We start from the raw sequence: 15,074 nt of genomic DNA on the forward strand, positions 1-15,074 counted from the left end.
TTGCATGATACTATATATAACTGCCATTTAGTTGTACAACAAATTACAAATTTATATGTTTCTTAGCCTCTTCAACAATTTTAGTAACTAAAACTTCTTTTGTTATTTTTCCGATATTATCACCATACCGATAATCATCAATCATCTCACTAATTTCATACCACACAGATAATTCCTCATCAATGAAATGTTCACGTACAGTTTTATACATCTCATACGCAAAATCAATTGCATTATTTTCATTATCAATAATTTTTTTCGCTAAATAGACTAAATAAGATTCCGCACACTCTTGATGTGAGGGTGCACTTAAATTAAGTACCTCTTCAAAATCAAGGGAACATTCCTTCAGCTTTTTGATGTCTACCTTTAGATAAACTGCTGTTGTGTCAGTATCTACATGGCCAAGAATATCTGAAATGGTGGAAAGCGGTGTATCCTTTTCAAGAAGCATGCTAGCTAGAGTGTGCCTAAGAGAATGCATTCCTCTTCTTTTTTTTAAAGAAGAAATGTGTGCTAATTCCATGTACCTTTTAATTAACTGATTTAAATGATCTCCTTCTGAAAAGGGACCAAATGGCGCTATGTGTTTTACAAATAAATAGGGACTGTTTATTTTAGGGCGACCGTATTTAAGATAATCAATTACTGCCCAGCCCACCTCCGGCGTTAAGGGTAGTGTTAAAAGTTGTCTCGTTTTTGATTGATAAAATACAAGCTTCTTATCTTCCCAATGGAAGTTCTCCATTTTTAGATTTTTAATATCTGTACACCGCAATCCAAGGCAACATGCCATTAGAATAATCGCATAATCCCTTTTGCCCTTTGGACTCCCTCTGTCAATGGCAGCGATTAGTTTTTTCAATTCATCCTCTGTCCATACAGATGGAATACAGGTCTGTTTTCTTGCCTGAACCATAGGTGTTTTCGATGCAAAATCAGTAATGATAATTTTGAGCATCAACTCTAATTAACATCTTGGACATTATGCAAAGTAAATTTCAAAAAAATATTGAATTTATGCTGATTTTGAAGATTACTTCGCATAATAGCTTTCTTTGCATAAGGAGGATTATGCTAAGCTTTGCATAATCCTCCTTGCGGTGTACCATTATCTGTTTTGTATTTCTTTCCTTCTTCCATATATCCACCTTTTAGAAACCTACCGATTATTCTTAGTAAGCTTGGGTCTGCGATTCGAAGTTTTAAAAATTCCATCATCCATTTGTGGTCAACATTGTCAAAGAATCCTTTTATATCTACATCGACGACATAATTTACTGACCTCTTTTCTATGTAGAAGTTCAGTATTTTCAAAGCATCGTGGCAACTACGATTTGGGCGAAATCCAAAGGAACAGTCCAAGAAGTCAATTTCATAGATGGAGTTTAATATTTTCGTAACACCTTTTTGAACAATCTTATCTTCATGTTCCGGTATACCTAAAGGTCTTTTCTTTTTCGAATTGAGCTTCGGAATATACATTCTCCTAACTGGAACAGGACGATAGCTTTTGCTTTTAAGTCTCCTTATTAAATCCTCTATATTTTCATCGAGATTAGTACCGTATTGTTCTTTAGTTGTGCCATTTATCCCAGTTGCTTTCTTACTTGGTAATTCAATGTGACATTGAACTAGTGATTGCTTATCTAATAAATGTGTAAGAGATGTAAATTGCATTTTAGGATCAGATTTTGCTAATTCTGCTATCCTTAGTAGTTTTGTTTCCATTTGTTATACCTACCTCTGTGTGTAGTAAATGTGTCCCTATTAAGGGTGATAAACTGGTAGTAGCCTTTCCTCCATCGGCATTACCCAACTTCATAGGTAATATGCTACTATCCGACTCCCAACATCGGCATTTGGCTTCCTTACTTTTTATCGCTTGTACGCCATACTCTTCTAAAAAAAAGAAAAGACCGGTTGGGTCTCCCGAGTTGCCGTATCATATCAATGTGTTACGTGCCAAGGTCTCTGACTCCGGAGAGGTTTTACCTTTCTTGCCTTTAATGAAAGGTAAAATGTTGCTTTCTGCTATGCATATGGCATCAGCCCTCTCGTTTTACTAACATTTCGAAGCTCAATCCCTTCAACCATTTGGCTTTCGGCCCGCAACCTATCTGTCTACGCTTAAAGACTAAAGTTACCTTTAGCCCTCCAAGACTCGCTACGAGTGAATGGCTAGTTCTTACTCGACGGGAATCCCACCCGTTATATGATACGACCTAGGCTCGGCCGCACACGCATCCGTTAGTTTGAAAAGTGTTTTACTTATTTATTAAAGCACCACCGATGCTAAAAAGATGTTTATTATCTACTTTTTCTAAATATTCTTTTAATTCATAGCTTGGAGTATCCAATGCCAACACTGATTTATCTATGCCTTCCATCGGCATTATTACATTTAATGTATATTCTTCTCCAGGCTGAATATCTAATTTGTTGCCTTTAACCTCGATTTTATATTCATTACCCTTATGAGCGTTTTCGTTTAATTCGATTGGAAACGATACGTATATATTATTTTGTTTTATAACAACAAAACACTCTCCTAAAAATAAGAGAGTGCACTTAAAACGAAAAAAAATAAATCTCAAAAAGAAATTTTCATTCTTAAATAATTACTCCTCATAATTATTTAAGGGGAATAACAGGACTAAATAACTAAAAGTTTTATTTCCAACTCTTTTAATTTCTTTATTTGATCATCTATTTTATTTTTATTTGGAAAATTATATTCTAATAAAGTTGAATAGTATTCAACTCCGCCTTTAACTAGATGTTTTATAAATTCGTCTCGATTTAAAGTATTAGAATAAAAAGGTTGATTGGAAATTTCCTCTATTACCTCAAATTTCAAAAGATTTTTCCCCAACTCTTTTAAGTTAATATAGATAGGTTCTATACCAAAATATACTTTATCTGGTGAATCATCTAATAGACTTTTTAATGAATTAGTTATATCTTCCCATAAATTTAAACCATTCATATCATATCCTAATATGACTTTATCTTGATATTTTATATAGATACATATGTGCATATAATCTGGTTCTACATTACCTTGTTTATATAAATTTAATACAATATCCTTATTCTTAAGATTTGTATAACAAATTTCTGGATTATTTGCAAAATGCTTCTCAGAATAATATGACAATTTTTCTTCTATAAATTGTTTTGGCCTAGCTACAAAAGTTTCAATTGAGAACATTCTAATTTTCCTCATTCTTTCAAATTAGTTTAATCTTCTGTAATCCCATAATTCCATCCAAGTGGATAAGCAGTTGTAACTGAGCCATTTGTAATTACTACTCTATAAGGTTTACTCATGTAATAACCATCAAGTGTTACTTTATCATTCCAATTCTTTATTAGTTTATTTTCATTCTCTTTGTAATTTACTACAGTAATAATTACATTCTCAATATCTGTAAAATTAAAAGCGGGTTCAAAAAAAGTGTTTGTACTACCTCTTCCTAAGCCAGTCCAATATCTAGGATGATGTTTAGATAAAATATGTTCCATACCCCATTTTTGTGTACCATGTTCTAAGACGACATTTTTTTAGTATCTTGAACATCTATGGTTTTAAGATTTCTGTATCTAGTACTGGAGAAACCATAATAATTTTCTATTTTATCTTCTACAATAGCCTCTGTAATCTTATTATAATTTTTTACACCTTTCCAGGCGATTTGTATTAATTTCATAACAATTCTAGCAGCAGTTCCAGCTCTAGGTTGTGGTTCTTGAGGGACTTCAGGTTCTGCTCCATCTTTTATGCTCTCTAAATACTCAGGTGTTATTACTTCATCTTCCAAAGCTTGTAACTCAGCTTCATCATTAATGGTAGGTTCATTATGGTTGATAAAATCAAGTTCTATCGTATCTGATAATGTACTTCCATTATTATTATAGGCTTTTATTCTAAAAAGATATTTGTTTATATTAAAAGATGAATCTGCATTTTCATAGACGTTTACTGGATTTTTATCTAACTCTGTACCTAAACTATCATTGTGCAATGAATATCTTCCAGTAGAAATTTCATCTGCGGTTGGCCAAATACCTTTTTGATGTGAAGTCCAAGTCGTATTATTGCCAGCATCAAATTCTTGGTAATCTTTCCCATTAAAGATTAACACTTTATAGCTCGTAGCTCCAGTTACTGGTGTCCATGCTAAATCAATGTAACCAGTTTCACTGTCTATGTCATGTATAGTACCCGTTGGAGGAGTTATTGTCCCAATTGGCTTTATTTCATTAGGCATTGCTTGTGAGAAATAATTTGATGAATAAACAGTTTCTCCATTACCGTCATATGCACTTAGTCGGAAGTAAAAATTGTTACTAGTTGCATAAGCAGTACCCATTTTTTCATATAGTTTATACGGCTGTTTTGGTAAATCTGTTCCTTGTCCATCTGTATGGAATATATTATTTACAGGAGATGCATTTGCTATTTCCGTTGCTGTTGGCCAAATCCCTTTACCTTTTGTTGACCATGTTGTGCTATTCTTTACATCAAATGCTTCATACGCTTTACCATTGAACAACCAAACTTTGTATCCAGATGCGCCTGCAATAGGATTCCAGTTTAATTCAACATATCCATCATTACCAGCATATACATTACTATAAATATTACCTGTTGGCGAAGGCGGTACTTTTATACTAGGAATAGTCGGTACTGCCGCTTCCGACATATTACTTTCAGCACCATTATATTTAACTGAAATTCTAAACCAATAATGCGTAGAAGTAGGATAGCTTCCACCAGAATTTCTATAAACTTGAGACGGATCAATAGGTATTTCAGAGTAACCTAAAATTGATCCTCCATAATGGTTCAAACTATATGCTCCAGAAGTTGTTGGCCAAATTTTTCTACCTTTTGTTGACCAAGTTGTTTTGTTACCTGCATCGAAACTTTCGTATTCTTTACCGTTATAAACCCAAACAGTATATCCAATTGCATCTGGTACTGCATTCCAGCTTAAATCAACATATCCAGTCCCATCTCCATAACTATATGCTTTTTCTTCAGGAGTAGGTATTGAATAATTTACAGAAAGATATGGTTTATTGGTTGCATTCGCAGAAGAAACAATTTTCTTCCAATATGTTTGACCATTTCCATTAGTATGTAATTTAAAGCCGTAATTAGGAATTGAGCCATCTGCCCATCCACTAACAGTCGATGTGACGTCAAAAGCTGCCCACTGGTTAATTCCTACACTATCTGATGCAATATTGGTAGAATTAGGCTTAGTGTTCCAAGTAACCGAATTTGGACTAAAATCTGTATCATTACGATCTAACCATATCCCATTCGGTGTTGGACTTGCATAGTAATGATGAGTGACAAATGCATAAAACGTAGCACCAGTTATGTTTAGACCTTTTATGCTTGCAATTGGGTTCTTTAGTAAAGCATAATTCGTTCCGGTTGTTGTTCCATAATAACCAACTGGTAATACGTATTCACCTAATGTTTCAGACCATTTGTTCGCAGGGTCCTCATAATTTTTTGTCGGTTCCAAGTTAGAAACATATGTGTCAGTTGAAATTGAAATTGAAGTTGTTGGATCAATGAAAACTGGATATTTTCGTGCTGGATCTTTTAACCAGTTTGGATCGGCATTGACAACTAACTTATAGCCTCCGTCAATCTTTTCTAAGGAATATGTTACTTCGGTCGAAGATACTCCCTCACCTAAGTGTTCATCATAATTAGAATCAGTCATTAACGGGGCTGGTAAGTTAAAGACTTCTTTCTCATTACTATCAACAAATGAAATAGATTTATTCTCTGATTTGATAGCTGCTAAATCTGTCTTAATTTGGAATGTAAATTGATGATATCCTTCATAACTATTTAAAATGATATCTTCTTTAGAATTTTGATTGAAAGTGAAATTTCTTAATTCTATTTGAGGGAAAATCTCTTTGTAAAAAATTTGATTATCCTCTGTTTTATAAGTTGCTTCAGAATCATTTACTGGAATAGATTCAATTCCATCCCCTGAAGCTTCTAAAATTGAGAATTCTAACAAATGATTTTTATATTCAAAAGTAGCATATTTTCCATTTTAAATAGAAAATTAGATTTTAACTTTGTATTTTCTGTTTCAATTAAATCAGAATCTAGTTTATCAGGTGTTAAATCAGCAGATATATCTTCGAATTTACCATTTTCTTTTATATGAATTGGTTCGAAGTATATCTTTTTTGTATATAAGCCATTACCATTATAAAAAACTTTAGTATTTTCAGTTCTTTCTTCTGGAATTTCACCATTTTCCAGATTAATAGTATCTTTTTTTGGGTCAGTTGAAATATATTGAGCATCACCTTGTTGGATTATTTAGATTTTTACAAACTATTTAAACTTTCACCTCACTTAGAATAATCAGCAAAACCTTATTTATTATAATTCTATTAAAATATTATTACAATATTTTAATTTACCTTATTTTTTTTTAAGAAATCAGTAAACAAGTAATTTTATGTGTCCTCTCTAAAAGCGTCACTAAAAGTAACAGGTTTTTGCACTTTCAATCACCTCTTAAAACTTGTCTCAATAACATTCATATTCAATTAAAAAGCATTACTTCCTATTGAAGTAATGCGCCAGTTAGTTGAACAAGAAACAAAGATTTTATCGAAACCTACTTTTTTTGATTACAGTATAATCATAGGTTTTCTACATATCTTTGTGTAATCTTCATTCTCGGCTATTTTTCTTACATTTACACCTTTAATAATCCAGTCTGTTCGAGATTTGTTTTCAACCTTCAAAGTAAACAGGTGGTATGGAGGCATTATTGCCCTTTCATATGTGATAAATTGATAGGTTATTTCATATCTGTATTCTTGTTCAGGCTTCGTCTTAACCTCTACAACCTTACAAAAAAAAGAAAGGTATGGCTCTCCAAAATAATCTTTAATTGCTTTTGATTCCAATGGGGATAAAAATGTATAAATTATATCTTCAAGCATCATTTCATAACGTGAATTATCAGTTTCAGCTTGAACAGGAGATAAAGTAATAAAAGTAAAAAGACAGCTAATCAAAATGATTTTTCTCAAATTTATTACCTACTTTCACTTTTTGGTAGGTATTTTCTCCAAATGAAGAACTTGCATTCTTATTGAAATCCTGCCATTTATTTCAATAAAAAAACGAGCTACAAGCAACTCGTGAACTTCAACTAAAGCATGCGTTAGTTACATAAGGGTTTAAATATATGTGATTGATAATAGTTCATCATTGCCAATTAGATAATCCTCATTTGATTCTTCGTGAATAACAAAAAAGCATTGTTCTCCATTGGCACCTTCAAATGCTACATTCATCATTATAACCTTTGTAAATGGATTATTTGAATTTCCTAATTCATAACCAGGTTTAAATTCGAATATGTACTCTTTATCTTCTTCAAGAATATATTCTTTGTTTTCAATTACTATTTTTATAGAAAATTTACTCATTCTTTTATCCTCTTATCCCTAAATGTGGACTTGCTATCTAACTAAAGCATCAGTTATATAAGAATTGGCACAAAATAAAGGTACACCTTATATTTGGTTTCTCAACTAATTCTATTACTTTAATATTAATTTCTCATTGTTTTTGAATTGTTTATAGTCTTTAATTACTTCCTTATGAAATAATGTCCAGAATTCATTAGTGTTTTGAGGTATTTCATCTAATTTAAAAAATTTTGCATCATTTGTTTCTTCAGTATTTTTAATCAAAGAACCCTTCCATTCATCAACTAAGAACAAGAATTCAAATAATTGGTACTCATCACCAAACTTATTCTTCTGACCATATTTTGGATTAGAATAGATAGCAATCACTTTTGCAGAAAGCACCTCTAAACCTGTTTCTTCTTTTACTTCTCGAACTAAACACTCAAAAATTGATTCACCTAATTCGATAGAACCAGCAGGCATACTCCATCCACCCTTACCTTTTCTCTCAATAAAGAGGATGTTTCCTTTCTGGTCTTCAATAATTGCCCTAATTGAAGGAACTATTAACTTTTGATTACCTACAAGATTTCTAAGCTTCCCAATATACGATTCTTCCCAATTCATTATTAATCCTCACTTTGTGGTCATTATCTTCAATATAAAAAGGTTCTTCGTTTGCCCCCTCATTCACTTTATTAATAGTTTATTTATCCATTCATTTTCTTAGTCCTTGTTCAACTAATCTGCCATTTACTTGAATAAGAAAAAGCTACCGAAGCAGCTTAAAGGTTGTTCAACTATTGCTGAGCGTTAGTTGAATAAGCGTGATTAAACAAATTCATCAATCTCCCAAGAATTTCACGTAATTTATTTCACTTGAATTAAATATACCTTTTAATTCCATCAATACTTTTTCATATTCAATTTTAAGTGGTTCTGATATCCATTTAGAGTATTCTTCCCATTCTTCAATAAATTGTAAAAAATCGTTTTTATTCATCTTCAAACCGTAAAGATAATAATCACTTATCTTAGAAAGTTGTTTATACGATTTCCACACAGTGTTTTTTTCAAATATTTCTTCGTGAATATGCTCTTCTATCTTGAAACCTTTAAGCCTATTATCTTTAAAATAAACTTTAGCATCTAAAGCCATTATACTCTCCTTTACTCTTTAAAACTCTTATTAAACTATTGCACTGGGTAGTTGGTTAAGAATCTCTTATTTGAAATCCTTGTTTTTTTGCAAATTTATTAATTGTACTAATTAAATTATCTTTAAAAATAGTAAATGATTCATGGATAGTCCTATGTCCATCTTGTAGTACATACTCTTGAAAAATAATAAAATTTAAATGGTCCATCTTTTTTATAACAAAGGTGTTGCATTCGTATTCTCCACATCTAATGTTGTAAGAGTCGATAAAATCAATAATTCCATCATAAAACTCTTGGTGGGAAATCTCATCTTCTAAGAATGATTCTATTACATTTTTCATTTATAACTTCCTTTTTTTATTAGCGTATAATTCCCCAGTCTAACATCTAAGAATAAAAATATTTTACCATATATATCGAACTTCCTTATCCAACTAATCTGCCATTTTGTTGAATAAAAAAATCGACTAAACAGCCGATCTTGTTGTTCAACTATTGCGCCAGTTAGTTGAAGAAGACTATCATTTATTTCACACATGAGAAAACTAACACTACGGGGATTCTTTGTCTTCTGGAAAACTCTTCTTCACTACTAAAATTCTCTCGTATTGGTGTACCTTCACGTAAGTCTAACACCTTAAAACCAGCTTGTCTTAGTTTAGTAAAATACTGTTCAATTGTACGATGATACTTAACGACAGTTTGATCAATCCAGGGTTCTTTTCTTTCTCCTTCTAAGAAGTAATCATCTACAACCCAATTTCCTCGTTTATCACCAAATTGTTTACTTGCAAAAGAAGCAGTCGTTAGTGGATGTTGAATACTGAATACAAATCTTCCATTTTCTTTTAGTGTTCGATAAATATTTTGAAACAGTATGTCTATATCTGATACATAATGAAAAGCAAAACGAGAAGTAACAAGGCCATATGTATCAATGGGATATTTATAATCTTCCATTGTTTCGAAATGAATCGTTCCATTATGTCCTGCTAAATTAGAACGTGCAACATCAGCCATTTGTTTTGATCCTTCAACTCCTGTGTAACTCTTTGCACCTAGCTGTAAAAGCTCTTTACCAAAAGATGCATCACCGCAACCTAAATCTAAGATGTTTTTTTCTCGAAAATCAGAAATTAATTCATTCATAATTGGACCTTCGATGGCATTATTTGGACTATCTTTTCGATTTCTTCGTTTCATATACGTTGAAAAAAAATCATTATGATCATACACACTTGCACCTCTAAATTCCATAAAAACATCTCCTTTTCGATTCTACATATGTATGTTGATTAATTCATTAAAACCTTCCTTTAATTAAATGATTACAAAAAAAAGAACTAAAGGTTATATAACCTTTAGTTCTTTTAAAAAATTAAATGGAGCAAAAAATAAATAAAAAGTCCAATCGAACACTAAAGAATAATTGAATGCTTTCATTTATTTTCCTCTCCCTTCAAAACTAATTTTTTAATTAGTCGAAATATTCCCTTAGTAAGTTTATAAAATCAAATAGAGAAGGTCAAGAAAAATTTCTACAAAAAATAACAATTCCTTGTTCAACAGCTTATGCGACTAATGATCTTGTACAACTAACGCGTCCGTTAGTTCAATAAGCAAAAATAATGATTACTTGTAGCTCTCACTCCAATTTATTACCTCTGCATTTAATACACTTACTTCTCCTAAACTTAAAATGTGAGGAATAAATTGAAACATCCCAAACTTATTGCCTTTCATATTTTCTTCCTCATAGTAATTTCGGGTATCTATTGGAAGCTCAGTCATTTCTTCATATTCCTCTATATCTATAAAATGAACATCTTCGCTATTTATTTTTGCAGCAGGTCCTATATAATTTTCTTTACTGCATAAATAAACCACATTCTTATTATTTACTAAGTTTTTAGTCGGGATCTTATAAAACATTAAATCCGTTTTTACTTTAACACCAACAATTCTAAGGGCATCATAGACAAGATTTGGATGTAAAGGTAATAAATGAATAACATCATTCCACAGACAATTCAATTTTGGAATTTCTTTTTCCAAAAGTTTTGGTCGTTCAGGGTGGTCATAGTACTTTTTTGCATACTGTTTATATAGTTCTGAATCCATAACCTTTATTATATTTAAGGACATAAGTGTTTCTCCACTCATATTTCTTGGAACCATATGATAAACGTATTTAATAAAATCTCCCCCTTTGTTCGTACTTTTTCATAATTCTAGTTTCATTTAGTTTAGTCCTTCTTATTGGACTATATTGCCAGAACAATAAAAATAAGACCGACTTAATAGTCGATCATATTGTTGAACTAATGCATGCTTTAGTTGCATAAGAAACTAACCAAACAGTTATGTAATTTAAACCTTCTTCCCCAAGGCTGTTCTATTGAAGAGAAATGTCTTTAAATTCTTTAATTACTTCTAATTCCTGAGATAAGGTTTCTTTCATTTTCTTGTAGCAATTTTCACTACATAAAGCAAATATACCATCAGTTCCTTCTAACTTGGCTTCAGACTCATTCCCTGCTACAATCATTGGAACACTTGTGTTTCGAGTTCGGAGCCCTATTTGAATTATTTTCCCTTTACTTTCGGAATAATCTTCACCTTCAACAAATTTAACACTTAACGCAAATACTTGCTTGTTATTACTATTTTTTTTCATGCACCATGCGCATCTAAGCATTTACTCACCTTCCATCACCTGAAAATTATTAACAAATATACCTTATTGGTTTTTTGATCAATGAGCTCCTATATGTTGTAATACTAATGTTAGCTTTAGTTACATAAGTTTTGTAGAAAATAACAGCTCATTTTCATTAATTGATTTTAATTTATGTAATCTGCAAAATCTGACGCTTATTGCTTATTTAACGTCTTGTATAAAATGTAACAAAGAGATCAAAATTACCAATGATACTTCTATGAATATTCCTAAATTGACGATTTATAGTTTTTCTAGAATGATATTTGGAGTGTTTTAATTCTTCAATACTATTTTCGATTGTTATACAACTTTCAATAGCATATTTTAAAAATTCTTTTGAATCTTTGGAATATGTTTCTTGAAATGCTAAATCCATCATAATCTGTCTTGATTCTTTCACTTCAAGCAAAATCTTATCAAGATCTTGATATTTTATCTTTATTGGTTTTTTACTAATTAACCAATCTTGTTCGTACATTTGTAGAATAAATTGAGTACGGTTATTTGTCAGATCCTCTTTGGTTTGAGAATTATAATATTTTTTGAAATCATCTATTTCCTTAAGATAATCTTTAATAACAAGATTGTCTTCATCATAGGTAATAGACTTGTTAAAACTAAAAAATGAATAAGGATAAAACCAAGTCACTAATATTATAAAAATCAAAATCACACCTAAAAATTTTACGAATAGATCTTTTTTCATAACATCCTCCTCCTTTTTCAAATTCAGTTTTCTTTTTAAAATTTCCTGCTTATTTTAGTCTAAGCAGAAATAAATCCAGCCATTTACTTCAATAAAAAAACTGCAATTAAGCAGCTTGTGATCTTCAACTAAAGCATGCGTTAGTTAAATAAGGAAGTTCCCTAATTAAAGATAAGCCTGTAATCCTAAAATAGCAATATAGCTGCTAAAGTGAAAATAAATGCCACAATACCTAAAATAAGTTCTCTTGATAATTTCTCATCCCATTTTCTTGCAAAATTCTCTGATATACTCCTATCATCATTGATTGCTTCTTTAAATTCTTTCTTGAACCTAGATGTTTGTAAAAGTATTATCATCCATAAACAAATAGCGATTACACCACAAGCTACCCTTAGCCAATCCATATTACTCACCTCAACCTATAAGAATGTTCCTTTTAATACATTACCTCGAGAGTATATTTTAATACATTGTTAAACTAATCTGCCCGTTGGCGCTATAAAAAAAAGTCACACATGCGACTCGTGACCTTGTTGAACTAACGCATGCGTTAGTTGAATAGACTCCAATATATTTCTGTATGATCATCGCAATAAAATCCCTCTAAACTACAAAATTTAACGATTTTATCAATAGTACTTCTATTCGAACATAGCATTGAAAAGTGGCTATCCCAATGTGTAGTTATCAAGATTTTGCTATCATGGGTAAAAAGATTTAAATGTTCATTTCGAAATGCATTACTATCTTTTGTTAAGTCTTCAATATATTCTAATTTACGTTCAGTACAAAATTCATCTCCAACCCAGATCCAATCATGCCCTTCATTTTTTATAACACTGAGGATTGAATTCATTAGAAACTCTGGGAAGAAGCCTTCCGTTGGAGTAATTATCTTATGATTCTCGCAAACTTTTTGAATTACTTCTGCTGTTTCTTCATTTTGATATTTATCTCTTAAACCTGATATTAGTGTTCTTAGTCCTATGTCTAAATGTTTGTAACTTTCGATTCCAGAAATATTTAAGAATTGCTTCCAAGTTACCATTTCACAATTTTTTTCAATATCATTTTTACTTGGGTACGTTTCAGGATTAAATACATCATAATCTATTGATATTGGCTTAATAAAAGGGTGATAAAAAATAAAAACTTCTTCAAATACTCCTTTGTAAAACTCCTTAATAGACATATCAGCTGGAGCACATACTGAATATCTATGTGGTTCTGGTAACATCCTTGTTTCATCCATTAATTTCACCTGCCTTAATCATTATGTATTCCAACTTAAATCATATTTAACTTCCTTATTAAACTAAATGCGTTAGTTACATAAGGAATTTAATTAGCTTTTAACAAACCTTACTAATGTCTTCTCTGGTAATCTAACTAAATTAATATCAAAGTTATTAAGTTCAAGAGTTAAATCGCCTTCCCTCTTGTCTGCTTCTTCACCAATCCAACAGCTATACAATTCAAAAAAATCACCTTTTTCAAGATACATGTCCATGATTTTACATAGTTCAATTAACTTCTTTTTTGATTCATTACATATCCTTTCGTTAATATCTTCCGAAATCTCAATACCCCAATGGCTAGATACTTCATAAATATATGGTGTATTGAATTGATATTTCTTTACATCTTGACGATTATATTTAATTGAAAAGCAATCTCCAATTACTACTAAGTCATCTGAATCCTCAACAGAGAGTGGTATTTGTACATTTGTACCAATATAACTTGCTAAACTCAATTCAATCACTTCTTTCTAAACGTACATTTGAGTCCATTCAATAAAATGGTTAACGGATCATCATCGTTATTCAACTAATGCATGCGTTAGTTGAATAAGGAATATATGGTTTTTAATTACCTGTGAGAAATTAATCATTTTTTTAACGTAATAGTTTCCTCTTTAGCGTCCCACTTTATGTCAATTTTCATTTTTTTATCATTTCTAGTTGTTAAACAATCTGTACATCTATTGGGTAAAGATATTTCTTTGTGTTGGTCTAGTGCCTTCCCATCACCATTAAAGTCGATTTCTCCCCCATTAATAACGATATTTAAAACTTTTATTTTTTCTGGATTTTCCCTCTTGTACTTTATTATATAAGCTCCATCTTCTTTATCCCCATCTATTGTCGATTTGTAGGTGCCAATCCAATTTGTGCTTTCACCTTTAAAATGAAGGGAATCATTTGAACAACCAACTAACATTAATAAGGTAAATGAAAACAACAAGTAAATTTTTCTCATAATCCATCTCCTTCATTTTCCATTATATGTAATTTATTGAACTGAAATGATAATCCCATCATTAACACTCTCAAAGTTATTTAATTAATTCTTATTCAACTAAACTGCCATTTTGTTGAATAAAAAAAGCCGCATATAAGCAACTCGTGTTCTTCAACTAATGCATCAGTTACTTGAATAAGATTGTCTTTTATTTTTTAAAGTTCACAAATGAACCAATTAAAGCCCCTATCCCTCCAAAAAGTAGTGTTGATGAACCTTTTAAAAATGAGCGTTCAAAAAATGCGATATTTAATAGCCCATTATAAAGAAAAATAAATGTGAAGCAGATTACAATAAAATACCATTTTGAAGTAAACCCACGATTCAAACCGTGTTCTTTCATTTTCTTTTTAATCAAATGTTGTGTGTAGAATAAGAAAACAAGAAACAGAACCAGTAAAACTAACCCGATGCTAATCGAAATTTTCATTTTTATAATTGTATAAAAAATCATAAAAACAATTCCAATAATTATTAATTCAATCCTTTCATACCGATTCATAATTACTCCTTTTTATTCCTTATTTTCAATCTGTTATTTATAACTAAAATGTTGATAAGACAATTATCTATTATGTGTCAGTAATCGTCAATTGGGTTATTTTTTGTGTACTATGAAAATATTTTCTGTGTAAAAGGAAGTCACTTTTCAAAATAAATACTACTTTTTCTTATGCATACAGATAGGTAAGGGTT

20 protein-coding genes are annotated in these 15,074 nt (G+C 30.9%); all 20 read right to left on the reverse strand.

All coding sequences use genetic code 11. The features are described from left to right. Window positions 1-43: 43 nt before the first annotated feature. On the reverse strand, window positions 44-961 hold the full coding sequence (locus tag COC46_RS22015) for a site-specific integrase (RefSeq protein ID WP_255294992.1): 918 nt from the start codon (window positions 959-961) through the stop codon (window positions 44-46). A 116-nt stretch (window positions 962-1,077) separates the two neighbouring features. After that, a complete protein-coding gene (locus COC46_RS20865) occupies window positions 1,078-1,731 on the reverse strand; it encodes a reverse transcriptase domain-containing protein (RefSeq protein WP_176545242.1) in 654 nt (217 codons plus the stop codon). A gap of 536 nt (window positions 1,732-2,267) precedes the next feature. After that, window positions 2,268-2,597, reverse strand: a complete 330-nt coding sequence (locus tag COC46_RS20870; protein ID WP_098811811.1) for a hypothetical protein — start codon at window positions 2,595-2,597, stop codon at window positions 2,268-2,270. 59 nt (window positions 2,598-2,656) lie between these two features. Beyond that, window positions 2,657-3,214: a hypothetical protein gene (locus COC46_RS20875; RefSeq protein ID WP_098811812.1), complete on the reverse strand. Its 558-nt coding sequence runs from the start codon at window positions 3,212-3,214 to the stop codon at window positions 2,657-2,659. A 29-nt stretch (window positions 3,215-3,243) separates the two neighbouring features. Continuing rightward, on the reverse strand, window positions 3,244-3,528 hold the full coding sequence (locus tag COC46_RS20880; protein ID WP_098811813.1) for a hypothetical protein: 285 nt from the start codon (window positions 3,526-3,528) through the stop codon (window positions 3,244-3,246). A 23-nt stretch (window positions 3,529-3,551) separates the two neighbouring features. Next, entirely contained in the window at window positions 3,552-6,059 is a 2,508-nt protein-coding gene (locus COC46_RS20885; protein ID WP_098811814.1) for a DNRLRE domain-containing protein, read from the reverse strand. A gap of 628 nt (window positions 6,060-6,687) precedes the next feature. Further along, a complete protein-coding gene (locus tag COC46_RS20890; RefSeq protein ID WP_098811815.1) occupies window positions 6,688-7,095 on the reverse strand; it encodes a DUF3888 domain-containing protein in 408 nt (135 codons plus the stop codon). A 150-nt stretch (window positions 7,096-7,245) separates the two neighbouring features. Then, window positions 7,246-7,497: a hypothetical protein gene (locus COC46_RS20895; RefSeq protein ID WP_098811816.1), complete on the reverse strand. Its 252-nt coding sequence runs from the start codon at window positions 7,495-7,497 to the stop codon at window positions 7,246-7,248. Window positions 7,498-7,611: 114 nt separating this feature from the next. Then, the gene (locus tag COC46_RS20900; RefSeq protein WP_098811817.1) at window positions 7,612-8,109 is read right to left on the reverse strand and encodes an NUDIX domain-containing protein; all 498 of its coding nucleotides are present in this window, start codon (window positions 8,107-8,109) and stop codon (window positions 7,612-7,614) included. 217 nt (window positions 8,110-8,326) lie between these two features. Beyond that, entirely contained in the window at window positions 8,327-8,641 is a 315-nt protein-coding gene (locus tag COC46_RS20905) for a hypothetical protein (protein WP_098811818.1), read from the reverse strand. A gap of 55 nt (window positions 8,642-8,696) precedes the next feature. Continuing rightward, a complete protein-coding gene (locus tag COC46_RS20910) occupies window positions 8,697-8,984 on the reverse strand; it encodes a hypothetical protein (RefSeq protein ID WP_098811819.1) in 288 nt (95 codons plus the stop codon). Window positions 8,985-9,168: 184 nt separating this feature from the next. Further along, window positions 9,169-9,900, reverse strand: a complete 732-nt coding sequence (locus COC46_RS20920; protein WP_098811821.1) for a class I SAM-dependent methyltransferase — start codon at window positions 9,898-9,900, stop codon at window positions 9,169-9,171. A gap of 375 nt (window positions 9,901-10,275) precedes the next feature. Then, window positions 10,276-10,788: a group-specific protein gene (locus tag COC46_RS20925; RefSeq protein ID WP_255294991.1), complete on the reverse strand. Its 513-nt coding sequence runs from the start codon at window positions 10,786-10,788 to the stop codon at window positions 10,276-10,278. Between the two features lie 250 nt (window positions 10,789-11,038). Then, the gene (locus COC46_RS20930) at window positions 11,039-11,341 is read right to left on the reverse strand and encodes a hypothetical protein (protein WP_098811823.1); all 303 of its coding nucleotides are present in this window, start codon (window positions 11,339-11,341) and stop codon (window positions 11,039-11,041) included. A gap of 187 nt (window positions 11,342-11,528) precedes the next feature. Then, window positions 11,529-12,071, reverse strand: a complete 543-nt coding sequence (locus COC46_RS20935) for a hypothetical protein (RefSeq protein WP_098811824.1) — start codon at window positions 12,069-12,071, stop codon at window positions 11,529-11,531. A gap of 185 nt (window positions 12,072-12,256) precedes the next feature. Continuing rightward, entirely contained in the window at window positions 12,257-12,478 is a 222-nt protein-coding gene (locus tag COC46_RS20940; protein WP_098811825.1) for a hypothetical protein, read from the reverse strand. Between the two features lie 146 nt (window positions 12,479-12,624). After that, entirely contained in the window at window positions 12,625-13,326 is a 702-nt protein-coding gene (locus COC46_RS20945; RefSeq protein ID WP_098811826.1) for a DUF2711 family protein, read from the reverse strand. A 93-nt stretch (window positions 13,327-13,419) separates the two neighbouring features. After that, a complete protein-coding gene (locus COC46_RS20950) occupies window positions 13,420-13,830 on the reverse strand; it encodes a hypothetical protein (RefSeq protein ID WP_098811827.1) in 411 nt (136 codons plus the stop codon). A 134-nt stretch (window positions 13,831-13,964) separates the two neighbouring features. Further along, window positions 13,965-14,336, reverse strand: coding sequence for a hypothetical protein (locus COC46_RS20955; RefSeq protein ID WP_098811828.1), 372 nt, complete (start codon window positions 14,334-14,336; stop codon window positions 13,965-13,967). Window positions 14,337-14,526: 190 nt separating this feature from the next. Then, window positions 14,527-14,880, reverse strand: coding sequence for a hypothetical protein (locus COC46_RS20960; RefSeq protein ID WP_098811829.1), 354 nt, complete (start codon window positions 14,878-14,880; stop codon window positions 14,527-14,529). Between the last annotated feature and the right edge of the window lie 194 nt (window positions 14,881-15,074).

Source organism: Bacillus sp. AFS041924, assembly GCF_002577195.1.
Lineage (GTDB): Bacteria > Bacillota > Bacilli > Bacillales > Bacillaceae_G > Gottfriedia.